Source organism: Pseudomonas sp. VA159-2, assembly GCF_024126635.1.
Classification (GTDB): domain Bacteria; phylum Pseudomonadota; class Gammaproteobacteria; order Pseudomonadales; family Pseudomonadaceae; genus Aquipseudomonas; species Aquipseudomonas muyukensis.
In genome coordinates this window covers 75,127-97,227 of sequence record NZ_JAMYBV010000011.1, presented here as the reverse complement: position 1 = coordinate 97,227, position 22,101 = coordinate 75,127, and the positions used below count along the sequence as shown (strand labels likewise).

General features: G+C 65.0%; 19 protein-coding genes. 11 read left to right on the top strand and 8 right to left on the bottom strand.

What is annotated here, in order from left to right:
• Window positions 1-406 precede the first annotated feature (406 nt).
• From rpoE to pdxJ, 10 genes are all read left to right on the top strand, one after another.
• Window positions 407-988: an RNA polymerase sigma factor RpoE gene (gene rpoE / locus NJG22_RS13275; RefSeq protein ID WP_010220971.1), complete on the top strand. Its 582-nt coding sequence runs from the start codon at window positions 407-409 to the stop codon at window positions 986-988.
• 31 nt (window positions 989-1,019) lie between these two features.
• Window positions 1,020-1,610 carry an RseA family anti-sigma factor gene (locus tag NJG22_RS13270; RefSeq protein ID WP_253095082.1) on the top strand — a complete coding sequence of 197 codons (591 nt, stop codon included), beginning with the start codon at window positions 1,020-1,022 and terminating at the stop codon, window positions 1,608-1,610.
• A 12-nt stretch (window positions 1,611-1,622) separates the two neighbouring features.
• Window positions 1,623-2,588: a MucB/RseB C-terminal domain-containing protein gene (locus tag NJG22_RS13265; protein ID WP_253095080.1), complete on the top strand. Its 966-nt coding sequence runs from the start codon at window positions 1,623-1,625 to the stop codon at window positions 2,586-2,588.
• Between the two features lie 167 nt (window positions 2,589-2,755).
• On the top strand, window positions 2,756-4,189 hold the full coding sequence (locus tag NJG22_RS13260) for a DegQ family serine endoprotease (protein WP_217853268.1): 1,434 nt from the start codon (window positions 2,756-2,758) through the stop codon (window positions 4,187-4,189).
• A gap of 285 nt (window positions 4,190-4,474) precedes the next feature.
• Window positions 4,475-6,274, top strand: coding sequence for a translation elongation factor 4 (gene lepA / locus NJG22_RS13255; RefSeq protein WP_253095078.1), 1,800 nt, complete (start codon window positions 4,475-4,477; stop codon window positions 6,272-6,274).
• A gap of 5 nt (window positions 6,275-6,279) precedes the next feature.
• The gene (lepB, locus tag NJG22_RS13250) at window positions 6,280-7,134 is read left to right on the top strand and encodes a signal peptidase I (protein ID WP_253095076.1); all 855 of its coding nucleotides are present in this window, start codon (window positions 6,280-6,282) and stop codon (window positions 7,132-7,134) included.
• 161 nt (window positions 7,135-7,295) lie between these two features.
• Window positions 7,296-7,985 carry a ribonuclease III gene (gene rnc, locus NJG22_RS13245; RefSeq protein ID WP_134693448.1) on the top strand — a complete coding sequence of 230 codons (690 nt, stop codon included), beginning with the start codon at window positions 7,296-7,298 and terminating at the stop codon, window positions 7,983-7,985.
• Window positions 7,978-8,880, top strand: a complete 903-nt coding sequence (gene era / locus NJG22_RS13240) for a GTPase Era (protein ID WP_028690122.1) — start codon at window positions 7,978-7,980, stop codon at window positions 8,878-8,880. Before rnc ends, era begins: the two co-directional genes overlap by 8 nt.
• A gap of 163 nt (window positions 8,881-9,043) precedes the next feature.
• Window positions 9,044-9,727 carry a DNA repair protein RecO gene (recO, locus tag NJG22_RS13235; protein WP_253095074.1) on the top strand — a complete coding sequence of 228 codons (684 nt, stop codon included), beginning with the start codon at window positions 9,044-9,046 and terminating at the stop codon, window positions 9,725-9,727.
• A 44-nt stretch (window positions 9,728-9,771) separates the two neighbouring features.
• Window positions 9,772-10,512, top strand: a complete 741-nt coding sequence (gene pdxJ, locus NJG22_RS13230) for a pyridoxine 5'-phosphate synthase (RefSeq protein ID WP_253095070.1) — start codon at window positions 9,772-9,774, stop codon at window positions 10,510-10,512.
• Between the two features lie 75 nt (window positions 10,513-10,587).
• On the opposite strand, the gene NJG22_RS13225 is transcribed toward pdxJ, so the two are convergent.
• A complete protein-coding gene (locus NJG22_RS13225) occupies window positions 10,588-11,973 on the bottom strand; it encodes a heavy metal sensor histidine kinase (protein WP_253095065.1) in 1,386 nt (461 codons plus the stop codon).
• Complete coding sequence (locus tag NJG22_RS13220; RefSeq protein WP_253095062.1) at window positions 11,970-12,644, bottom strand: heavy metal response regulator transcription factor; 675 nt, start codon at window positions 12,642-12,644, stop codon at window positions 11,970-11,972. Before NJG22_RS13220 ends, NJG22_RS13225 begins: the two co-directional genes overlap by 4 nt.
• A 318-nt stretch (window positions 12,645-12,962) precedes the next feature.
• Here NJG22_RS13220 and NJG22_RS13215 point away from each other — a divergent pair, with 318 nt between their 5' ends.
• Entirely contained in the window at window positions 12,963-13,166 is a 204-nt protein-coding gene (locus tag NJG22_RS13215) for a hypothetical protein (RefSeq protein WP_253095060.1), read from the top strand.
• Window positions 13,167-13,235: 69 nt separating this feature from the next.
• Here the strand turns inward: NJG22_RS13215 and cmoB are convergent, their stop codons facing one another.
• The 6 genes from cmoB to NJG22_RS13185 form a co-directional block, all read right to left on the bottom strand.
• Window positions 13,236-14,192, bottom strand: a complete 957-nt coding sequence (cmoB, locus tag NJG22_RS13210) for a tRNA 5-methoxyuridine(34)/uridine 5-oxyacetic acid(34) synthase CmoB (protein ID WP_217853274.1) — start codon at window positions 14,190-14,192, stop codon at window positions 13,236-13,238.
• Window positions 14,189-14,932: a carboxy-S-adenosyl-L-methionine synthase CmoA gene (gene cmoA, locus NJG22_RS13205; RefSeq protein WP_253095058.1), complete on the bottom strand. Its 744-nt coding sequence runs from the start codon at window positions 14,930-14,932 to the stop codon at window positions 14,189-14,191. Before cmoA ends, cmoB begins: the two co-directional genes overlap by 4 nt.
• 89 nt (window positions 14,933-15,021) lie before the next feature.
• A complete protein-coding gene (locus tag NJG22_RS13200) occupies window positions 15,022-15,414 on the bottom strand; it encodes a protease inhibitor I42 family protein (RefSeq protein ID WP_253095056.1) in 393 nt (130 codons plus the stop codon).
• Between the two features lie 248 nt (window positions 15,415-15,662).
• Window positions 15,663-18,083 (bottom strand): endopeptidase La, encoded by a 2,421-nt coding sequence (lon, locus tag NJG22_RS13195; protein ID WP_253095054.1) that lies wholly within the window; start codon window positions 18,081-18,083, stop codon window positions 15,663-15,665.
• Between the two features lie 201 nt (window positions 18,084-18,284).
• Window positions 18,285-20,696 (bottom strand): glucose/quinate/shikimate family membrane-bound PQQ-dependent dehydrogenase, encoded by a 2,412-nt coding sequence (locus tag NJG22_RS13190; protein ID WP_253095052.1) that lies wholly within the window; start codon window positions 20,694-20,696, stop codon window positions 18,285-18,287.
• Window positions 20,697-20,727: 31 nt separating this feature from the next.
• Window positions 20,728-22,074: a carbohydrate porin gene (locus NJG22_RS13185; protein ID WP_253095050.1), complete on the bottom strand. Its 1,347-nt coding sequence runs from the start codon at window positions 22,072-22,074 to the stop codon at window positions 20,728-20,730.
• Window positions 22,075-22,101 lie beyond the last annotated feature (27 nt).

Sequence of the window (22,101 nt, the reverse complement as noted above, 5' to 3'; positions counted from 1 at the left end):
CGGCACAATAGTCGAGCGCAGATGGCACTGTGAAACTATCGTGAAAGCAGACCGGGATGCCTTTATAGCAGCCCCAGGTGCCTGATTTCCAATGGCGCTTGCGCAGGTTACGACGATCTTCGTGGAACTTTCCGATACCCTGGGAAATCCTATGAAGGCTGCCCATACCTCACAGTTTGCCGAGGCGATGCAGGGCGGCAGCTCTATCTTGGGCTGACACCTGCGTACATGAGACCAGATTATCGACGCAGCCGGCCGTGACCGCGCTGCGTCTTCCTTGCGAGCCGACCAAGGGCCGCAGGAAACTTGCTTGGAGGGGAGAACTTTTGCGCAAAGCCCGAGTCTATGGTTGCAAGCCTGAACGATGGCTATTGCAACGCTCCTTCGAGACCACCGAGGAGTGTTCATGCTAACCCAGGAAGAGGATCAGCAGCTTGTCGAGCGTGTGCAACGCGGCGACAGGCGAGCGTTCGATCTGTTGGTGCTGAAGTATCAGCACAAGATTCTCGGGTTGATCGTGCGTTTTGTTCACGACACCCATGAAGCGCAGGACGTGGCGCAGGAAGCCTTCATCAAGGCGTACCGGGCGCTTGGGAATTTTCGCGGTGACAGTGCGTTCTATACCTGGCTGTACCGCATCGCCATCAACACGGCGAAGAACTACCTGGTATCCCGTGGAAGACGGCCACCAGACAGCGATGTGAGCTCCGAGGATGCGGAGTTTTACGACGGCGATCATGGTCTCAAGGATCTCGAGTCCCCAGAGCGCGCGTTGTTGCGGGATGAAATCGAAGGCACTGTCCATCGCACCATCCAGCAACTGCCGGAAGACCTGCGTACAGCATTGACGCTGCGCGAGTTCGATGGACTGAGTTACGAAGACATTGCCAGTGTCATGCAATGTCCGGTGGGTACCGTGCGCTCTCGAATCTTCCGCGCTCGGGAGGCCATAGACAAAGCCCTGCAACCTTTGTTGCAGGAAACCTGAGACAGCGGCGACAGCCAAGAGAGGAACCGCCATGAGTCGTGAAGCTTTGCAGGAATCGCTGTCCGCGGTGATGGATAACGAAGCGGACGAACTTGAATTGCGTCGCGTGCTGAACGCAGCCGACGATGCCGAAACCCGTGCCACCTGGTCGCGTTACCAGGTAGCCCGCGCTGCCATGCACAAGGAAGTGCTGCTGCCCAAGCTGGATATCGCCTCGGCGGTGTCTGCGGCGCTGGCCGACGAGGCCGTGCCGGCCAAGGTCAAGCAGGGCCCTTGGCGCAGCATCGGCCGCCTGGCCGTGGCCGCCTCGGTGACCGTCGCCGTGCTGGCCGGGGTGCGCTTTTACAACCAGGACGAGATCAGCGGTGCCGAACTTGCCGCCCAGCAGCCTGCCCAGCAGGGCCTGAGCATGCCGCAGGCACAGGGTCCGGCCGTTCTGGCAGGCTATAGTGAAGGCAGTGAACAACCCACCGGGCCGATGGCCAACGGTGTGCTGCAGAACCAGGCCGGCTGGGATCAGCGCCTGCCAGGCTACCTGCGCCAGCACGCCCAGGAGTCCGCGCTCAAGGGCAACGAGACCGCACTGCCCTACGCTCGCGCCGCCAGCCTGGAAAACCGCTAAGTAAGGAGGATCATGCGCGCGCTACCTCTCCTGTCGCTGCTGCTCGGCAGCAGCCTGACGGTGCAGGCATTGGCAGCCAACTCCTCGCCTGAGGCGAGCGAGTGGCTGAACAAGCTGGCACGGGCCGAACAGGCGCAGAGTTACCAGGGCGCCTTTGTCTACGAACGCAACGGCAGCTTTTCAACCCACGATATCTGGCATCGCGTCCAGGACGGCAAAGTCAGCGAGCGGCTGTTGCAGCTCGACGGCTCGGCCCAGGAAATCGTGCGGGTCGATGGCAAGGTGCAATGCGTCAGTGGCGACCTGGCCAGCGGTGTGGGCACGCCCCCCGATTCCGCGCCGCGTGTGCTCGATCCCCTGAAACTGATGAGCTGGTACGACCTGAGCGTGGCGGGCAAGTCACGCGTCGCCGGGCGCGACGCGGTGATCGTCACGCTGACTCCGCGCGACCAGCATCGCTACGCCTTCGAATTGCACCTGGACCGCCGTTCCGGCCTGCCGCTGCGCTCGTTGATGCTCAACGACAAGGGCCAGTTGCTCGAACGTTTCCAGATGACCCGCCTGGACACAGACACCTCGCCCAGCGCCGCCGACCTCACGGCCAGCGCCGCCTGCAAGCCGGTCGAACGAGGCGCTTCCAATGCGGCCCTGGCCGTCGCCGGCTGGCGCTCGGACTGGCTGCCGCCGGGTTTCGAGCTGGTCAACAGCGCGCAGCGTCGTGATCCCTCGAGCAAGCACACGGTCAGCAGCCTGATGTACGACGACGGCCTGGCCCGCTTCTCGGTGTTCCTCGAACCCATCGGCAACGAGTCCGGCGTCGACACCCGTGCCCAGCTGGGCCCGACCGTTGCCGTTTCGCGACGGCTGAACACCCCCAAAGGCAAGGTGATGGTCACGGTGGTCGGGGAGATCCCGTTGGGTACCGCCGAGCGCGTCGCCCTGTCGATGCGGGCCCAGGATGTTCAGGCCCGGCAATGACGGCACAGCCTTTGACAGCTCTTGTTACACAGAGCTGACATGAAATTAAAGCATTGTCATTTGCAATCCAGCCGCAAATTTTCTATAGGTCAGGCTTCTCGGAGTCTGGCCTTTCCTGCGTTTGCAGGGACCTTACTGTTAACTACGCTCGTTGTGACGGGAGCCGTATGTCAATACCACGCTTGAAAACCTACCTATCGATGTTCGCCGCCGTGCTCATGCTCGGCCAGGTGCTCAGCGCCCAGGCCGAGGAGTCCCTGCCGGACTTCACCACCCTGGTCGAGCAGGCCTCGCCGGCGGTGGTCAACATCAGTACCAAGCAAAAGCTGCCGGACCGCCGCGTCGCCGCCGGGCAGATGCCCGACCTCGAAGGCCTGCCGCCGATGTTCCGCGAGTTCTTCGAGCGCAACATGCCGCAGCAACCACGTTCGCCTCGCGGCGACCGCCAGCGTGAGGCCCAGTCGCTGGGCTCGGGCTTCATCATTTCCAGCGACGGCTACGTGCTGACCAACAACCACGTGGTCGCCGACGCCGACGAGATCATCGTCCGCCTGTCCGATCGCAGCGAGCTGCAGGCCAAGCTGGTCGGCACCGACCCGCGCACCGACGTGGCCCTGCTCAAGGTCGAAGGCAAGAACCTGCCGATCGTCAAGCTGGGCGATTCGGAAAAACTCAAGGTCGGTGAGTGGGTATTGGCCATCGGTTCGCCGTTCGGCTTCGACCACTCGGTGACCAAGGGCATCGTCAGCGCCAAGGGGCGCACCCTGCCCAACGACACCTATGTGCCGTTCATCCAGACCGACGTGGCCATCAACCCGGGCAACTCTGGTGGCCCGCTGTTCAACATGAAAGGCGAGGTGGTGGGCATCAACTCGCAGATCTTCACCCGCTCCGGCGGCTTCATGGGCCTGTCGTTCGCCATCCCGATCGACGTGGCGCTGGATGTGTCCAACCAGCTGAAAAAAGACGGCAAGGTCAGCCGCGGCTGGCTTGGCGTGGTGATCCAGGAGGTCAACAAGGACCTGGCCGAGTCGTTCGGCCTGGACAAGCCGGCCGGCGCGCTGGTGGCCCAGGTGCTGGAAGACGGCCCGGCAGCCAAGGGCGGCCTGCAGGTGGGCGACGTGATCCTGAGCATGAACGGCCAGCCGATCGTCATGTCCGCCGACTTGCCGCACCTGGTGGGCAGCCTCAAGGATGGCGCCAAGGCCAAGCTTGAGATCATCCGCAACGGCAAACGCCAGAACCTCGACATCACCGTTGGTGCCTTGCCAGAAGAGGATGCCGACATTGGCACCGGCGGCCAGGGTGGCGCCGAGCGCAGCAGCAATCGCCTTGGCGTTTCGGTCACCGACCTGACGGCCGAGCAGAAAAAGTCCCTGGAGCTCAAGGGCGGCGTGGTCATCAAGGAAGTCCAGGACGGCCCGGCAGCGTTGATCGGCCTGCGTCCGGGCGATGTCATCAGCCACCTGAACAACCAGGCGATCATCTCGGCCAAGCAGTTCACCGAAATCGCCAAGGAGCTGCCGAAGAACCGTTCGGTGTCGATGCGCGTGCTGCGTCAGGGGCGCGCCAGCTTCATTACCTTCAAGTTGGCTGAATAAGCGGGATAAAGGGTAGGAAAAGGGCAGCTTCGGCTGCCTTTTTTCGTAAAGCAAACAATCAGCCCCTGTTCCAGGTGGGCGTCATCCATCCATCGCGTTGCCTGCTTCGCCAGCAAGGCTGGCTCCTACGGGACCGGGCAGGCTGCAAATGCTGTAGGAGCCGGCCTTGCCGGCGAACACGGGCGCAACTGATAGAGGAATCTCCCATATCCCCGCAGCTTGAGGTACAATTCCCGGCTATTTTTCGGCGGGCGTCCGGCTCGCAGCCTTTTCGAGTGTTGACCCGTGAGTGATTTGAGTCATATCCGCAATTTCTCCATCATCGCCCACATCGACCATGGCAAGTCGACGCTGGCCGACCGTTTCATCCAGATGTGCGGTGGCCTGTCGGCGCGCGAAATGGAAGCCCAGGTCCTCGACTCCATGGACCTGGAGCGCGAACGCGGCATCACCATCAAGGCCCACAGCGTCACGCTCAACTACAAGGCGCAGGACGGCAAGGTCTACCAGCTGAACTTCATCGACACCCCAGGCCACGTCGACTTCACCTACGAAGTCTCGCGTTCGCTGGCGGCCTGTGAAGGCGCGCTGCTGGTGGTCGACGCAGGCCAAGGCGTCGAGGCCCAGTCCGTGGCCAACTGCTACACCGCCATCGAGCAGGGCCTGGAAGTCATGCCGGTGCTGAACAAGATGGACCTGCCCCAGGCCGACCCGGACCGCGTCAAGGACGAGATCGAGAAGATCATCGGCATCGACGCCACCGACGCCGTGGCTTGCAGCGCCAAGAGCGGCATGGGCGTGGACGAGGTGCTCGAGCGCCTGGTACAGACCATCCCCGCGCCAGAGGGTGAGATCGACGCGCCGCTGCAGGCGCTGATCATCGACTCCTGGTTCGACAACTACCTGGGCGTGGTCTCGCTGGTGCGCGTGCGCCACGGCCGCGTCAAGAAAGGCGACAAGATCCTGGTCAAGTCCACCGGCAAGGTGCACCTGGTCGACAGCGTCGGTGTGTTCACCCCGAAACACACCCAGACCGCCGACCTGAAGGCCGGTGAAGTGGGCTTCATCATCGCCAGCATCAAGGACATTCATGGCGCCCCGGTGGGCGACACCCTGACCCTGTCCAACACCCCGGAAGTCGAAGTGCTGCCGGGCTTCAAGAAGATCCAGCCACAGGTCTACGCCGGCCTGTTCCCGGTCAGCTCCGACGACTTCGAGGACTTCCGCGACGCCCTGCAGAAGCTGACCCTGAACGACTCGTCGCTGCAATACATGCCGGAAAGCTCCGACGCCCTGGGCTTCGGCTTCCGCTGCGGCTTCCTCGGCATGCTGCACATGGAGATCATCCAGGAGCGCCTGGAGCGCGAATACGACCTGGACCTGATCACCACCGCGCCAAGCGTGATCTACGAGCTCGAGCTCAAGACCGGCGAAACCATCGTCGTCGACAACCCATCGAAGCTGCCGGACGTCTCGGCGGTCGCCGACTTCCGCGAGCCGATCGTCACCGCGACCATCCTGGTGCCGCAGGAGCACCTGGGTAACGTCATCACCCTGTGCATCGAGAAACGCGGCGTGCAGCGCGACATGCAGTTCCTCGGCAGCCAGGTGCAGGTGCGCTATGACATGCCGATGAACGAGGTGGTGCTGGACTTCTTCGACCGTCTCAAGTCCACCAGCCGCGGCTACGCGTCGCTGGACTACCATTTCGACCGCTACCAGTCGGCCAACCTGGTCAAGCTGGATGTGCTGATCAACGGCGACAAGGTCGATGCCCTGGCGCTGATCGTGCACCGCGACAACGCGGCCTACAAAGGCCGTGCGTTGACCGAGAAAATGAAGGAACTGATCCCTCGGCAAATGTTCGACGTGGCGATCCAGGCAGCCATTGGCGGCCAGATCATCGCGCGGACGACCGTCAAGGCGCTCAGAAAGAACGTACTGGCCAAGTGCTACGGTGGTGACGTCAGCCGTAAGAAGAAACTGCTGGAGAAGCAGAAGGCCGGTAAGAAACGCATGAAACAGGTGGGTAACGTGGAGATTCCACAGGAAGCCTTCCTCGCCGTGCTCAGGTTGGATAGCTAGGTCCTATGTCGCTAAATTTCCCGCTGTTGCTCGTCATCGCCGTTGCCGTCTGCGGTCTGTTGGGTCTGCTCGACCTGCTGTTCCTGGCCCCGCGCCGGCGCGCGGCGATCGCCAACTACCAGGGCAGCGTCAGCCAGCCCGAACTGGCCGTGGTCGAACGCCTGAACAAGGAGCCCTTGCTGGTTGAATACGGCAAGTCGTTCTTCCCGGTGCTGTTCATCGTGCTGGTGCTGCGCTCGTTCCTGGTGGAGCCGTTCCAGATCCCGTCGGGCTCGATGAAGCCGACGCTGGAAGTGGGCGACTTCATCCTGGTGAACAAGTTCTCCTACGGCATCCGCCTGCCGGTGATCGACAAGAAGGTCATCGAGGTCGGTGACCCGCAGCGCGGGGATGTGATGGTATTCCGCTATCCCAGCGACCCGAACGTCAACTACATCAAGCGTGTGGTCGGCCTGCCGGGCGACGTGATCCGCTATACCAGCGACAAGCGCCTGTTCGTCAACGGCCAGTCGATTGCCGAGCAGTTGGTCGGCAGCGAGCCGGGCACGCTGGGCAGCGCCGAGCTGTACAAGGAGAAACTCGGCGAAGCCGAGCACCTGATCCGCAAGGAAATGACCCGCTACCGCATGCCGCCGGACCAGCAATGGACCGTGCCGGCGGGTCACTACTTCATGATGGGTGACAACCGCGACAACTCCAACGACAGCCGTTTCTGGGACGATCCGAACATTCCCAAGGAACTGCACGGCATGGTTCCGGACCGCAATATCGTCGGCAAGGCTTTCGCGGTCTGGATGAGCTGGCCGGAGCCGAAACTCAGCCACTTCCCGAACCTGTCGCGGGTCGGGCTGATCCATTGAGTAACGACGGCGCTGTCCACGGACGGCGCCGCTTGCATTTATGACATAGGCTGTGTTCTCAGGGAGCGAGGGCTTTCGCCGTTGCCGGCGCAGGACCACAGTCAAACCGTCTTTCAGGATGTTGATTTGAACAACGCGTTGAACATTGCCGGGGTGGCCCCATGAGTGCTTCCCTTGATCGCCTGGAGCGCAAGCTCGGCTACACCTTCAAGAACCAGGACCAGATGCTGCTGGCCCTGACCCATCGCAGCTATGCCGGGCGCAATAACGAGCGCCTGGAGTTCCTCGGCGATGCCATCCTCAATTTCGTGGTCGGCGAGGCGCTGTTCGAGCGCTTTCCACAGGCCCGCGAAGGCCAGCTGTCGCGCCTGCGCGCACGCCTGGTCAAGGGTGAGACCCTGGCCCGCCTGGCCCGTGGCTTCGACCTGGGCGAGTACCTGCGCCTGGGCTCGGGCGAGCTCAAGAGCGGTGGTTTCCGTCGCGAGTCGATCCTTGCCGACGCCCTCGAGGCGCTGATCGGTGCGATCTACCAGGACGCCGACATGCAGACCGCCCGCGAGCGTATCCTGGCCTGGCTGACCGACGAGTTCGACGGCCTCACGCTCGTCGACACCAACAAGGACCCCAAGACCCGCCTGCAGGAGTTCCTGCAGTCGCGTGCCTGCGACCTGCCGCGCTACGAAGTGGTGGATATCCAGGGCGAACCGCACTGCCGGACCTTCTTCGTCGAATGCGAAGTGGTGCTGCTGAACAAGAAAAGCCGTGGGCAGGGCGTCAGCCGGCGTATCGCCGAGCAGGTCGCCGCTGCCGCCGCATTGATCGCCCTGGGCGTGGAGAATGGCAATGACTGAGAACACTTCGACCCGCTGCGGCTATGTCGCCATCGTCGGTCGCCCCAACGTGGGCAAGTCCACGCTGCTCAACCACATCCTCGGGCAGAAGCTGGCGATCACCTCGCGCAAGCCGCAGACCACCCGCCACAACATGCTCGGCATCAAGACCGAAGGTGACGTGCAGGCGATCTACGTCGACACCCCCGGCATGCACAAGGCCAACGACAAGGCCCTGAACCGCTACATGAACCGCAATGCCTCGGCGGCCCTGAAGGACGTCGACGTGGTCATTTTCGTGGTCGACCGTACCAAGTGGACCGACGAGGACCAGCTTGTGCTGGAGCGTGTGCAGTACGTGACCGGCCCGCTGATCATCGCGGTCAACAAGACCGACCGCATGGAAGAGAAGGCCGAGCTGATCCCGCACCTGCAATGGCTGCAGGAGCAACTGCCGAACGCCGAAGTGATGCCGATTTCCGCGCAGCAGGGGCATAACCTCGAAGCGCTGGAAGCCCAGATCGCCAAGCACCTGCCGGAAAACGAGCACTTTTTCCCCGAAGACCAGATCACCGATCGCAGCAGCCGTTTCCTCGCCGCCGAGCTGGTACGCGAGAAAATCATGCGCCAGCTCGGTGCCGAGCTGCCGTACCAGATCACCGTGGAAATCGAGGAATTCAAGCAGCAGGGCCATGTGCTGCACATCCATGCGCTGATCCTGGTCGAGCGTGACGGGCAGAAGAAAATCATCATCGGCGACAAGGGCGAGCGTATCAAGCGCATCGGTTCCGAGGCGCGCAAGGACATGGAAGTGCTGTTCGACTCCAAGGTCATGCTCAACCTCTGGGTCAAGGTGAAAGGCGGCTGGTCCGACGACGAGCGCGCCCTGCGTTCGCTGGGCTACGGCGACCTGTAAGCCCCGTACTCCCTCCTGTAGGAGCGGCCTTGTGTCGCGAAGGGCTGCGCAGCGGCCCCCAGATCTCGACTAATACGTAGATCCCAGGGGCCGCTGCGCGGCCCTTTCGCGACACAAGGCCGCTCCTACAGGAGGGGCGTCAAACCTGGGTTCAGAGATTGTCATGGAACAACCAGCCGCCCAACCCGCCTACGTGCTGCACAGCCGCGCCTACAAGGAAACCAGCGCGCTGGTGGACTTCCTCACCCCCCAGGGGCGAGTGCGAGCGGTGCTGCGCCGGGCGCGGGGCAAGGGTGGCAGCTTGGTGCGCCCGTTCGTGCCGCTGGAAGTCGAGCTGCGCGGGCGTGGCGAGCTGAAGAACGTCGGGCGCCTGGACAGCAGCGGTATCGCTGCCTGGCTGCACGGCGACGCGTTGTTCAGCGGCCTCTACCTCAACGAACTGCTGATGCGCCTGCTGCCCGCCGAGGCGCCGCATCCGGCGCTGTTCGAACACTACACCCTGACCCTTCAGGCCCTGGCCGCCGGCCGGCCGCTGGAGCCGCTGCTGCGCTCGTTCGAATGGCGCCTGCTGGACGAGCTGGGCTATGCCTTCGCCCTGGATCACGACGCCAACGGCCTGCCGGTGGTCGGCGATGGCCTGTACCGCTTGCAGGTGGACGCAGGCCTTGAGCGCGTCGAGCTGTTCCAGCCCGGCCTGTTCAAGGGGGCCGAGCTGCTGGCCCTGGCCCAGGCCGAGTGGGAGGCTCCCGGCACGTTGCTTGCCGCCAAGCGCCTGATGCGCCAGGCCCTGGCGGTGCACCTGGGGCCCAAGCCGCTGGTCAGCCGGGAACTGTTTCGCAAGCGCTGATCAGCACGTATGCTGTCGGCCTCAACCCTCAGGAGTGCCCCTTCGTGACTCACAGCAACCGCATGCTTCTCGGCGTCAACATCGACCACGTGGCGACCCTGCGCCAGGCCCGGGGCACCCGCTATCCGGACCCGGTCAAGGCCGCCCTGGACGCCGAGGAGGCGGGTGCCGATGGCATCACCGTGCACCTGCGCGAAGACCGCCGGCATATCCAGGAGCGCGACGTGCTGTTGCTCAAGGACGTGCTGCAGACCCGCATGAACTTCGAGATGGGCGTCACCGAAGAAATGATGGCGTTCGCCGAGAAGATCCGTCCGGCGCACATTTGCCTGGTGCCGGAAACCCGTCAGGAATTGACCACCGAAGGCGGCCTGGACGTTGCCGGCCAAGAAGCCCGGATCAAGGCCGCGGTGGAGCGCCTCGCGCGCACCGGCGCCGAGGTGTCGCTGTTCATCGACGCCGACGAACGGCAGATCGAGGCCTCGCGCCGTGTCGGCGCCCCCGCCATCGAGTTGCACACTGGCCGCTACGCCGATGCCCAAACCCCGAGCGAAGTGGCCGACGAGTTGCAGCGCATCAAGGATGGCGTGGCCTTCGGCGTCGGCCAAGGGCTGATCGTCAATGCCGGCCATGGCCTGCACTACCACAACGTCGAGGCGGTGGCGGCAATCCAGGGCATCAACGAGCTGAACATCGGCCATGCGCTGGTGGCCCATGCGCTGTTCGTCGGCTTCAAGGCCGCGGTGGCCGAGATGAAAGCGCTGATCGTCGCGGCCTCGCGCTAAGCCAGTCGCGGGGCAAGCCCGCTCCCGCAAGCAGTGGTTTGCGCCTTGTGGGAGCGGGTTTGTCCCGCCATGCCGTCACTCGGCCTTGAAGACCAGGGTAAACCGCGTCGGCCCAGCGGCCTGGCTGCTCACCTCGACGCGCCCCTCATGCAACTGCATGATCGATTTCACGATCGCCAAACCCAGCCCGGTGCCGCCCTCCAGCCTTGAACGCCCGGCGCCTGCCCGGTAGAAGCGCTCGAACAGGTGCGGCAGGTGCGCCTCGCCGATACCTGTGCCCTGGTTCTCTACCCATACGGCCATCTCGTTGCCTTGCCGCTCGATGCCAACGGCCACCGGCTTGCCCTGCGGGCCATGGCGTATCGCATTGCTCAGCAGGTTGGACAGGGCGCGCTGGAACATAAGCTTGTCGGCCAGCGCCGTGCCCCAGCCTTGCAGGTGCAGGGAAATCCCCTTGAGCTCGGCGCTGCAGGCGAACAGCTCGCTGACCCGGGCCACCTCGTCTGCCAGCGCCACCGGCACCAGCGCCACCTGGGTTTGCGGCTGGCTGACCTGGGCGAGGAACAGCATGTCGTTGATGATGCGGCTGAGCCGGGTCAGTTCCTCGACGCTGTCTTCCAGCGCCTCGCGGTACTTGTCGCCATCGCGCTCGCGGGCCAGGGTGACCTGGGCCTTGCCCATCAGGTTGCCGATCGGTGTGCGCAGTTCATGGGCCAGGTCATCGGAAAACTGCGACAGCTGGCGCACGCCCTGGTCGAGGCGGTCGAGCATCACGTTGATGGCCCGGGCCAGCTCGGCCAGCTCCGCCGGCAGGCCGCTGTCGGGCAGGCGGTGGGCGAGGTCGTGGGCCGAGACCTGCCCGGCGATCCGGCGAAAGTGGCGCAGTGGTCGCAGGCCGCGTTGCACCAGCTTCCAGGCGGCGATGCCGATCAGTAGCAGCAGCAGCGGCAGGGCCAGCAGGGTCGAGTGCAGGTAGGCTTGCAGCAGGCTGTTGTCGTCGCGGCGGTTGAGCGACATCAGCACCTTGACCGGGGTGTCGTCGCGCAGGCGCATCAGGCGGCTGGCGGTGAGGATCTGGTTGTCGTCGCCGTCGCGCCAGGCGTGAAAGGTCAGCCGGTTGGCGGCATCCAGGGCCAGCAGCTGCTGCGACTGCAACGCCGGGCCCAGGCTGAGCAGGGCCGGGTGGCGGCCGTTGACCGCCAGCACGCTGAGGCTGAGGTTGTCATGGCCCATGACCAGGTCGAGCAGCGGGTGGGCGCGGGCGCCGAGGTCGTCGCTGCGCAGGTCGACCCGCAGGTTGTGCTCGACCTGCTGCATCTTGCGCGCCAGGTCCTTGCGCGCGCGGCTGTCCAGTTCGTGGTCGAGGGCGAACACCGCCAGGGTGGCGAGCAGCAGCACCAGCGCCGCGCCCATCAGGGTGACGGTCAGGCCCAGGCGCAGCGACAGGCTCGAGCGCTTCACGCGCGGGCCTCGAGTACATAGCCGACGCCGCGCAGGGTGTGGATCAGCTTGTCCTCGAACGGGTCGTCGATCTTCGCCCGCAGGCGGCGGATCGACACTTCCACCACGTTGGTGTCGCAGTCGAAGTTCATGTCCCACACCAGCGAGATGATCTGCGTGCGTGACAGCACCTCGCCGCTCTGGCGCATCAGCAGGTGCAGCAGGGCGAACTCCTTGGCGGTCAGGTCGATGCGCTGGCCGCCGCGCCAGGCGCGGTGACGGCCGGGATCGAGCTCCAGGTCGGCGACCTTCAGCGTGCTCGGCTGCAGGTGCTGGTCGTTGCGCCGCAGCAGGCTGCGGATGCGTGCCAGCAGCTCGGGGAACTCGAACGGCTTGAGCAGGTAGTCGTCGGCGCCCAGGTCCAGGCCCTTGACCCGGTCGGCCAGGCGGCCGTGGGCGGTGAGCATCATGATCCGCGTGGCGGACTCGGCGCGCAGGCGCTGCAACACGCCCCAGCCGTCCAGCTCGGGCAGGTTGACGTCGAGGATCACCAGGTCATAGGCCTGCTGACGGGCCAGGTGCAGGCCGTCGGTGCCGGTGTGGGCACAGTCGACCACATAGCCGTTCTCGCGCAGGCCTTGCTGCAAGTAGTCGGCGGTACGCGGTTCGTCCTCGATGATCAGTAGGCGCATGCTCGGGCTCGGTTCGGAGAAAGGGGGACGATTCTCGACCCTGTAGCGACATCAGGGTCAAGCGCTGGGGATGTTACTGGATGCGAATGGGCAAGCGGCGGGGATTGCGTATTTGTAATGTGGGGGTCATCTGGGTGACAGGGCCCGCCGCGTTCGCCAGCAAGGCTGGCTCCTACAGGATCGGCGGCAACACTGTAGGAGCCAGCCTTGCTGGCGAATGCACCTGACCTTGCAGCACTGTAATGTCTGGCTCACCTTGCTGTTAGCTGCGCCTTGGCATGCTGGCCCTGTCGATACGGTTAGCACGAGGCAAGCACGATGAACCTGACCAAGTACCTGCTGCTGGCGACCCTCGCCCTGGGCAGCACCAGCGTTTTCGCCGAGGGTGGCGCGGAGCGTTCGAAGCAATTCTGGCAGGCGTTCCGCGATGACCAGGCGCGCCTGCATGGCGACCAGCAACAGGCCGTGGCCGAGCGCGAACGCAAGGCCGAGGAGAAGGCCCGCGAGCTGGCCAAGGATTGAGTCGTACACCCCTGCGCCGCGACAGCTCCACGGCGCAGGGGGCTTGCGGCGCCCTTTGGGGCGCCTTTTTTATTTGCGCGCCAGCAGGGTGGCGCGGCGCGGTGCCGGCAGGCCTTCGAGGGTCTTGCCGTGGTCGGCCGGGTCGAGGAAGTCGCCGAGGGACTGGTAGCGCATCCACTCGGTGCTGCGCTGTTCCTCGACGCTGGTAACGCTGACGTCGACGCAGCGCACATCGCTGAAGCCGGCGCGGCGCAGCCAGCGCTCCAGCGCCGGTACCGACGGCAGGAACCACACGTTGCGCATCTGTGCGTAGCGGTCCTCGGGCACCAGTACCTGGTTTTCGTCACCTTCGATCACCAGGGTTTCCAGTACCAGCTCGCCGCCCTTGACCAGGCAGTCCTTGAGTGCCAACAGGTGCTCGATGGGCGAGCGACGGTGGTAGAACACGCCCATGGAGAACACGGTGTCGAAGCCTTCGAGGTTGGCCGGCAGTTCCTCCAGGGCGAACGGCAGGTGCCAGGCCGGGAGCTCAGGCAGGTACTGCTGCACCGCCTGGAACTGGCAGAAGAACAGCCAGTTGGGGTCGACGCCGATGACCATGTCGGCGCCGGCACCGAGCATGCGCCACTGGTAGTAGCCATTGCCGCAGCCAACGTCGAGCACGCGCTTGCCCTTGAGGTCCAGGTGCGGGGCGACCCGTGACCATTTCCAGTCCGAGCGCCATTCGGTGTCGACATGCACGCCAAACAGCTCGAACGGGCCCTTGCGCCAGGGCGACAGGCCCATCAGTGCCTGGCGCATCTGCGCCCGGGTGGCATCGTCGCAGGGGCAATCCAGGCGCAGCCCGTCGACCAGGTCGATTTCGCTGGGCGTCAGGCGTGGCAGTGCCTCGAGGGCGCCGCGCCAGCGATCGAGGTCGCCGTGGCCCTTTTCCAGCTTGGTTGCGAGTTGCGCCTGCAGGCCCTGGGACCAGGTGGCAAGGGGCGTGCCCGCCAGGCGGCGGACGAGGGGGGACAGATCGATCATGGCAGGGCTATCAGCGAGGCGAAGTTGAGGCATTGGAACCAGGGCACCACCTTGGAGAACCCGGCGGCGCGCAGGCGCTGCTGATGGGTTTCCAGGGTGTCGGGCTTCATCACGTGCTCGATGGCGCTGCGTTTCTGGGCAATTTCCAGTTCGCTGTAGCCATTGGCCCGCTTGAAGTCCAGGTGCAGGTCGTTGAGCAGTTGCTGTTGCTGCTCGTCGGCGAAACGCAGTTTTTCCGAGAGGATCAGCGCGCCGCCGGGCAACAGGGCCTGGCGGATGCGCCCGAGCAGCTCGAGGCGCTGTTCGGGGGCGATGAACTGCAGGGTGAAGTTCATCGCCACCACCGAGGCAGGCTCGAAGGGCAGGCTGAGAATGTCGGCCTCGACCACCTGCACCGCCAGCAGCTCCTGGAACATCGAGTCCTGGGCGGTGAGGTACTGGCGGCAGCGTTCGACCATGGCCGCGGAGTTGTCCACCGCGATCACCCGGCAACCCTCGGCGCGCACGTGCCGGCGCAGGGCCTGGCTCACCGCGCCCAGCGAGGCGCCGAGGTCGTACAGCGCCGAGTGCGGCTGGGCGAAGCGCGCGGCCAGCACGCCCAGGTTCTCGACGATGGTCGGGTAACCGGGCACCGAGCGCTTGATCATGTCCGGGAACACCTGCACCACGTCTTCGTTGAAGACGAAGTCAGGCACCTGCTCCAGGGGTTGGGCGAATAGGCGGTCGGGTTGTTTGCTCACGGTGGGTCCAGGCGGCTGGCAATCTACAGGGGCGGCATTCTAGCCAAACCGCGGCGCGCTTGCATGACTGGCTGACCGGCGCCGTCCGTTCACAGCACGCGGATGGCGCAATCGAAGGTCTGCACCGGGCGCACTTCCGGGGCCCAAGGTTGCTGGTAGACCAGGATCAGGTGGCCCTCGCCTGCGGCCTTGGCCTGGAAGCGCCAGGTGGACAATCCGCCGCTGCCGACGAGGCCGGCTTGCTCAGGGGAGTTGTACACCTCGGGGCCGAGGCTGCGCAGGATCTCCGAGGCGGGGTTCTGCACCAGCCAGCGATAGCCGGTGGTGGGGTTGCTGGGCAGGGTGAGGGTCATGCTCTGGCCGACGACCAGGCGCTTGGGGCATTCGCTTTCGCCGTCCAGTTCGACAGTACGTTGTGGCTGCTGGGCGCAGGCGGCGAGCAAGGCAAGGGCGGCGGGAACGAGCAGGCGAGGTAGGGACATGTTGGCTCCTGAAGCTGGAATGGCCTGAGGATAACCGAAGCCGGTGAAAGTTTGTGATGGCAGTGTTGGCGCCCTATTGCCACGCGCGATCCCTGTAGGAGCGGCCTTGTGTCGCGAAAGGGGTGCGCAGCGCCCCAAGGATCTCTGGCTCACTTGGAGATAGCTGGGGCCGCTTTGCGGCCCTTTCGCGACACAAGGCCGCTCCTACAGGGAGATGTGCAAACCCTCAGGCGCATCCGGCAGGGTGATCAGAACAGCACCTTCGCGACGTCGGCGAAGCGCTTGGCGAAGTGCACGGTCAGCCCTTCCTTCAAGTAATCCGGCAGCTCGGCGAAATCACCGCGGTTGGCCTCAGGCAGGATCAGCTCGAAGATCTTCTGCCGCCGCGCGGCGATCACTTTCTCGCGTACTCCGCCAATCGGCAGCACCTGGCCGGTCAAGGTCAGCTCGCCGGTCATGGCCACGCCTTTTTTCGGCGCTTGATCGCGGGCCAGGGACAGCAGGGCGCTGGCCATGGTCACCCCGGCGCTGGGGCCGTCCTTGGGCGTGGCGCCTTCGGGTACGTGCAGGTGAATGAAGGCTTCGTTGAAGTAACCCGGCGTACCGCCGAACTGCTTGAGGTTCGAGCTGATGTAGCTGTAGGCGATTTCTGCCGATTCCTTCATCACTTCCCCCAACTGCCCGGTGAGCTTGAGGCCGCGGTTCAGGCTGTGGATGTGCGTGGCCTCGATCGGCAGGGTCGCGCCACCCATGCTGGTCCAGGCCAGGCCGGTGATCACGCCCTTGCCGGCCAGCACCTGCTCGCTGCGGAACACCGGCATGCCCAGGGCGGGCTCGAGGTCCTTGGCGGCGATCTTGAGCTTGGCGTCGGGATCCTCCAACAGCTTGACCACCGACTTGCGCACCAGCTTGCCCAGCTGTTTTTCCAGCTGGCGTACGCCAGCCTCGCGGGCGTAGCCCTCGATCACCGCGCGCAGGGCGGCGTCGTTGATGCTCAGGCTGGTCTTGGCCACGCCGGCCTTGTCCAGCTGCTTGGGCCACAGGTGGCGCTTGGCGATGGCCAGCTTCTCTTCGGTGATATAGCCGGACAGGCGGATCACTTCCATGCGGTCGAGCAATGGGCCGGGGATCGAGTCGAGGGTGTTGGCGGTACAGACGAACAAGACCTTGGACAGGTCCAGGCGCAGGTCCAGGTAGTGGTCGAGGAAGTCGACGTTCTGCTCGGGGTCGAGGGTTTCCAGCAGTGCCGAGGCCGGGTCGCCCTGGTAGCTCTGGCCCATCTTGTCGATCTCGTCGAGCATGATCACCGGGTTCATCACCTCGACCTCCTTCAGCGCCTGCACCAGCTTGCCCGGCTGGGCGCCGATGTAGGTGCGGCGGTGGCCCTTGATCTCGGCCTCGTCGCGCATGCCGCCGACACTGAAACGGTAGAACGGCCGGCCAAGGGATTCGGCGATGGACTTGCCGATGCTGGTCTTGCCCACCCCGGGCGGGCCCACCAGCAGCACGATGGAACCGCTGATCTCACCCTTCCAGGCGCCGACGGCGAGGAACTCGAGGATACGCGCCTTGATGTCGTCGAGCCCGGCGTGGTGGCGGTCGAGCACCTTGCGCGCGTGCTTGAGATCGAGCTTGTCCTTGCCGTACACGCCCCAGGGCAGGGCGGTGGCCCATTCGAGGTAGTTGCGGGTGACGGCGTACTCCGGCGAGCCGGTCTCGAGGATGGCCAGCTTGCCCATTTCTTCGTCGATGCGCTTTTGCGCCTGGTCGGGCAGGGTCTTGCCTTGCAGGCGCTGCTCGAACTGCTCCAGGTCGGCGCTGCGGTCGTCCTTGGTCAGGCCGAGTTCCTGCTGGATGACCTTGAGCTGTTCCTTGAGGAAGAACTCACGCTGATGTTCGCCGATCTGCCGGTTTACCTCCGCGGAAATCTCGTTCTGCAGGCGCGCGACCTCGACCTCCTTGCGCAACATCGGCAGCACCTTCTCCATGCGCTTGAGCATGGGCACGCAGTCGAGCACTTCCTGCAACTGGTTGCCGGTGGCCGAGGTCAGGGCGGCGGCGAAGTCGGTGAGCGGCGACGGGTCGTTGGGGCTGAAGCGGTTGAGGTAGTTCTTCAACTCTTCGCTGTACAGCGGGTTGAGCGGCAGCAGCTCCTTGATCGCGTTGATCAGGGCCATGCCGTAGGCCTTCACCTCGTCGGTGGGCTCGGCGGGCTGGCGCGGGTACTCCACTTCGACCAGGTAGGGCGGGCGATGGTGCTTGAGCCAGGTGCGGATGCGCACCCGGGTCAGGCCCTGGGCGACGAACTGCAGCTTGCCGCCTTCGCGGCTGGCGTGATGCACCCTCACCAGGGTGCCGTATTCGGGCAGGGCCTGGGTGTCGAAGTGGCGGTGGTCTTCGGCCGGGGTGTCCATGAAGAACAGCGCCAGCGAATGGTGCGGGGTCTTGGCGACCAGGTCGAGGGTTTCGGCCCAGGGTTCTTCGTTGACGATCACCGGCAGTACCTGCGCGGGGAAGAACGGGCGGTTGTGGATCGGGATCACATAGACCTTTTCCGGCAGCTGCTGGCCGGGCAGGGCGAGATGGTGGCCGGGTTCGGCCGCGGGATCGAGGTGATCGACTGCGCTGTGTTCGTCGGGGTGTTCCGGGAAATCCTGCTGGTCGCTCATGGGGCACCTGCGTGAATGGCTATGGTGCTTAGATGGGGCGGGGCGGGGCAGGTTTCAATGGTGTGGGAGCGGCCTTGCGTCGCGAAAGGGCTGCAACGCAGCCCCGGAACTCCAGCAACACTGCACGGATTGCCGGGGCCGCTTCGCGGCCCTTTCGCGACGCAAGGCCGCTCCCACAGGGCTGTACCTGTGGGGCAGCGTTTACTCAGCTAATTTGTAAGCGATGATGTAGTCGCCCATCTTGGTGCCGAGCGAGCCATGGCCGCCCGCGGTCACCAGCACGTATTGCTTGCCGTCCTTGCCGGTGTAGGTCATCGGCGTGGCCTGGCCGCCAGCCGGCAGGCGGGCTTTCCACAGCTCCTTGCCGTTGCCGGTGTCATAGGCGCGCAGGTACTGGTCGAGGGTGCCGCTGAGGAAGCCCACGCCACCGGCGGTGACGATCGAGCCGCCCATGCTCGGCACGCCCACCGGCATGCCGATCGGCACCGGGGTGCTGTCGCGGGTGGTGCCGTTCTTGTGCTTCCACACCACCTTGTTGGTGAACAGGTCGATGGCCGCCACATAACCCCAGGCCGGGGCCTGGCAGGGGATGCCCAGCGGCGACATGAACGGGTGCATGGTCACCGCGTACGGCGCGCCGGCGTTCGGCTGCACGCCGCTGGTCTCGCTTTCGCGCTTGCTGCCTTCGGCCACCTGCTCGCGGGGGATCATCTTCGACACGAAGGCCATGTAGTTCGGCGAGGTGAACAGCAGCTGGCGCACCGGGTCGACCGACACGCTGCCCCAGTTGAACACGCCGACGTTGCCCGGGTAGACCAGGCTGCCCTGTTCGGACGGCGGGGTGTACTGGCCTTCGTAGCGCAGGCTGCGGAACTGGATGCGGCAGAGCATCTGGTCGAACGGCGTGGCGCCCCACATGGCCTGTTCGGTCAGTTCGGGGCCGAGCAGGTTGAGGTCGGAACGCGCCTGGGTCGGCGCGGTGTGGTCACCCTTGACGGCGCCCTGCGGTACCGGTATCTCGCGGATCGGCACGATCGGCGTGCCGTCGCGGCGGTCGAGCACGTACAGGCTGCCCTGCTTGGTCGGCACGATGACCGCCGGCTTGACGCCGTCGTCGGTCTTCAGGTGAACCAGGGTTGGCTGGCTGCCGACGTCCATGTCCCACAGGTCGTGGTGGGTGAACTGGTAGTTCCAGCGCGCCTTGCCGGTGGCCAGGTCCAGGGCGACGATGCCGGCGCTGTACTTCTCGGCGCCCGGGGTGCGGTCGGCGCCCCACTGGTCGGGGGTCTGGTTGCCCAGCGGCAGGTAGATCATGCCGAGGTCTTCGTCGACGCTGGCGATCGACCACATGTTGGCCGAGTTGCGGCTGTACTGCTTGCCGTCGGCCAGGGGCTTGGTGTCGTCCGGGTTGTTGCTGTCCCAGTTCCACACCAGGTGGCCGTCGTGCACGTCGTAGGCGCGGATCACGCCCGACGGCTCGTTGGTCGATTCGTTGTCGGTGACGTGGCCGCCGATGATCACCAGGTCACGGGTGATCGCCGCCGGCGAGGTGGAATAGTAGCCACCGGCGGTGAACGGGCCGATGCCGCGGGTGAGGTCGATCACGCCCTGGTTGGCGAACCCTTCGCAGACCTTGCCGGTGTCGGCGTTGAGGGCGATCAGGCGGGCGTCGGCGGTGGGCAGGTAGAGCCGGCGCGGGCAGGCCTGGGCCACGGCGAGGCCGGCATCGGTGATTTTCGGCGCGGGGCGGCCGTCGCGACTGACGTAGTTGTTCTCGTCATAGTACGAGACGCCGCGGCAGGTCATGTGGGCGAAGCCCTTGAAGGTGCCCACCGGGCTCTTGACCTGCGGGTCGAAGCGCCAGATCTCGGCGCCGGTGTCCGGGTCCAGGGCCAGTACCTTGCTGTGGGCGGTGCAGGCGTAGAGCATGCCGTTGACCTTCAGCGGGGTGTTCTGGTTGGTCAGCTCCACCGGGTCGTTCTCGGTCGGCAGGTCACCGGTGCGGATGCGCCAGGCTTCTTCCAGGCGGTAGGCGTTCTGCGGGGTGATCTGGCGCAGCGGCGAGTAGCGGTCGCCGTGCTCGGTGCGCCCGTAGGCCTGCCATTCGCCGTCGGGCATCGACGGCGCGGCGCTGGCCATCTCGCTGCTGTCGCGGCCCAGCTCGCCGAACACTTCGCCCGGGTGGGTGAACTGGCTGCCCACGGCGCTGGCGCCAGAGGCGACCACGGCGACGCTGAGCAGCGCGGTGTTGAGCTTCGCGGCCGGGCCTACCAGCGGGCGACGCGCCCACGGCAGCAGCAGGACCACGCCGATGGCGAACCAGATGGCCAGGCGTGGCACCAGTTGCCACCAGTCCAGGCCGACTTCCAGCAGCGCCCAGACCGTGCTGCCCAGCAGAACCAGGCCGTACAGGCCCAGGGCGATGCGGCGCATGGCCAGCAGCAGGACGCCGGATAGGGCGAAGCCAATACCGGCGATCAGGTAGTAAAGCGAACCACCCAGCTGGCTCAGCTTGATGCCGCCGGCCAGCAGGGCCAGGCCCATCAGCAACAGCAGCACGCCCAGCAGGCGGGGTAGCCAGCGGGTTCCATTCTCGGCACCGTCAGTGCTCATCGTCTGTTCTCCGTAGTGTGAAAGGGTCGGGTTAGAAACTGCTCTGGATCTTCAGGCCACCGATCAACGCGTCGTCGACCTGCGACACCCCGCCCGGATGGCGGATGTACTGCAGGTTCGGGCGTACGGTGAGCCAGTCGGCCAGATGGATGCCGTAGTAGAGTTCGGCGCTGTATTCGGTGTCCTGCACCGGCAGGAAGCCGGGGTTGTCGTAGTCGTCCTGCTGGGCGACCTGGTTGTGCAGGCGGGCATTCTTGCGGTAGCCGGGGTTGACGTGCACGCGAGCCAGGGCGAAACCGATGTCGTCCTTGGCGCGGGCATCGAAGGGCCCCTTGTAAACCAAACCGGCCTGAACATAGTTGTCGATGGCATTGGTCTTCTTGTCGTGCACCGTGGCATTGGCGAACAGGCTCAGGCCGCGCGACTGGTCGGACGCCTGCGCAGTCACCTGCTGCTGGGCGCCGAGCCACAAGCCGTGCTTGCTGGAGCTGCTGCGGTAGGCGGCGCCACTGATGGCGGCCGGCTGGCCGTTGCTGTCCTTGAGAACATCCTGTGCCTTGGCATTACTGTAGTAGTAGCCGGCGCGATATTCCCCTTTCAGATCATTGATCCGTGGGCTCCACACCAGTTCCACCGGCATTACCGCGCCCTGGGTGCCGCTGCCGCTGAGCTTGAAACCGTTGCCGCTCTCCAGGTTGGAGGGGTTCTGCTCGAACACGCCGACCTGGGCGTAGAGCTGCTCGTTCAGGTTGTAGCGCACGCGCAGGGCCCATTGGCTGACTGGCCAGTTGTACCAGATGCCGCCGACCCAGTTGCCCACCTGCGAGCCGCAGAACGCCAGGTTCTGGAAGTCGCAGGGGAAGCTGTTGAAGTCCTCGCCCTCGCCGAAGCGGCCGAATTTCACGTCCAGGGCGCCGTCGAAATACTTCTGCTTGATCCACATCTGGGTGATCCGCCAGGTTTCGCCGCGGCCCCAGACTTCCTGGGCCGAGGTAAAGCCGCCGACCCGTGGGTCGTTGATGCGGTCGTTGCTGATGTTGTCGCCGTGGCGCTCGGTGAGGGTCAGCTGGAACTCGCTGTCATGCCAGCCGAGGAGCTTTTGCAGGTCCATGTTCACGCCGAAGGTGAACTGGTCGCTGTAGCGCGCAGTGCGATCGTGGCTGTAGCCGCCATGCAGGTTGCTGCCCATCTCGCCGGTGTAGCCGAGGGTGAAGTCGTAGCCTTTTTCCAACAGATCGCTGCGAGTACCTCCCCAGTCGCCGAGCATCCACGGTGAGTCCTTGGCGAACAGCTCGTGGGCGCTGGTGGTGGGGGACAGGCCGCCGATCAGGGTGGCGAGGGCGAAGCCGGCATAACGGGTAATGGGCAGTTGCAACATGAGATAGCGCTATCTTTTGATTGTTGA

Excerpts from the sequence above, each read along its gene's own strand:
- rpoE (WP_010220971.1), top strand. The coding sequence starts at position 407 with ATGCTAACCCAGGAAGAGGATCAGCAGCTTGTCGAGCGTGTGCAACGC.
- NJG22_RS13270 (WP_253095082.1), top strand. The coding sequence starts at position 1,020 with ATGAGTCGTGAAGCTTTGCAGGAATCGCTGTCCGCGGTGATGGATAAC.
- NJG22_RS13265 (WP_253095080.1), top strand. The coding sequence starts at position 1,623 with ATGCGCGCGCTACCTCTCCTGTCGCTGCTGCTCGGCAGCAGCCTGACG.
- NJG22_RS13260 (WP_217853268.1), top strand. The coding sequence starts at position 2,756 with ATGTCAATACCACGCTTGAAAACCTACCTATCGATGTTCGCCGCCGTG.
- lepB (WP_253095076.1), top strand. The coding sequence starts at position 6,280 with ATGTCGCTAAATTTCCCGCTGTTGCTCGTCATCGCCGTTGCCGTCTGC.
- rnc (WP_134693448.1), top strand. The coding sequence starts at position 7,296 with ATGAGTGCTTCCCTTGATCGCCTGGAGCGCAAGCTCGGCTACACCTTC.
- era (WP_028690122.1), top strand. The coding sequence starts at position 7,978 with ATGACTGAGAACACTTCGACCCGCTGCGGCTATGTCGCCATCGTCGGT.
- recO (WP_253095074.1), top strand. The coding sequence starts at position 9,044 with ATGGAACAACCAGCCGCCCAACCCGCCTACGTGCTGCACAGCCGCGCC.
- NJG22_RS13220 (WP_253095062.1), bottom strand. The coding sequence starts at position 12,644 with ATGCGCCTACTGATCATCGAGGACGAACCGCGTACCGCCGACTACTTG.
- NJG22_RS13215 (WP_253095060.1), top strand. The coding sequence starts at position 12,963 with ATGAACCTGACCAAGTACCTGCTGCTGGCGACCCTCGCCCTGGGCAGC.
- cmoB (WP_217853274.1), bottom strand. The coding sequence starts at position 14,192 with ATGATCGATCTGTCCCCCCTCGTCCGCCGCCTGGCGGGCACGCCCCTT.
- NJG22_RS13200 (WP_253095056.1), bottom strand. The coding sequence starts at position 15,414 with ATGTCCCTACCTCGCCTGCTCGTTCCCGCCGCCCTTGCCTTGCTCGCC.
- lon (WP_253095054.1), bottom strand. The coding sequence starts at position 18,083 with ATGAGCGACCAGCAGGATTTCCCGGAACACCCCGACGAACACAGCGCA.
- NJG22_RS13190 (WP_253095052.1), bottom strand. The coding sequence starts at position 20,696 with ATGAGCACTGACGGTGCCGAGAATGGAACCCGCTGGCTACCCCGCCTG.
- NJG22_RS13185 (WP_253095050.1), bottom strand. The coding sequence starts at position 22,074 with ATGTTGCAACTGCCCATTACCCGTTATGCCGGCTTCGCCCTCGCCACC.